At 63.4% G+C, this 473-nt stretch carries 1 pseudogene; it reads right to left on the bottom strand.

The features are described 5' to 3' along the window. Positions 1 to 254: 254 nt before the first annotated feature. Positions 255 to 374 (bottom strand): annotated as a pseudogene (locus AX750_RS26880) (integrase core domain-containing protein); the annotation flags it as partial. Between the last annotated feature and the right edge of the window lie 99 nt (positions 375 to 473).

The following is a 473-nucleotide window of genomic DNA, read 5'->3' as shown; positions in this document are numbered from 1 at the left end:
CGGCGGGAGAGACGTTCTTCTGGGACCCATCCGCACGTCTGGGCGCCTGCGGCGATTGGTGCATCGGGCCGCGGGTGGAAGCGGCGTTCGACAGCGGCGACAGCCTCGCGGGCGCCATCATCGGTCTCAACGCGGCGCGATGAGCGCGGGCGACACCGGGCCCACGATGTTGGCCTGCCCCGATGGAGTGGTTCAGCTTCGATCTAATGCATGGTCGGATTCACAGCCACGTTTGACGGCGGCATGATAGTAGCCGGCGCCGGTAGCTTGTAGCCGAGCGAGGCATGCGGGCGCCTAGTGTTGTAGTGCTGGCGCCAGCTCTTGAGGACGGCCGTCAATTTGGCGAGAGCGTAGAATATCTCGTCGAGAAGCAGAATACCGAGCAGTTTCTCAAGCCGGTCGTTGAAGACGAAGCGGGGATCTCCGGCTACACCGACGAGAACCGGCCTATGGTTGAGGCGTTCCTGCATGCA

This window comes from Methylobacterium sp. CCH7-A2 (assembly GCF_001557075.1).
GTDB classification, from domain to species: domain Bacteria; phylum Pseudomonadota; class Alphaproteobacteria; order Rhizobiales; family Beijerinckiaceae; genus Allobosea; species Allobosea massiliensis.
The sequence above is the reverse complement of the archived record's forward strand: the minus strand, read 5'-3'. Positions and strand labels throughout refer to the sequence as shown.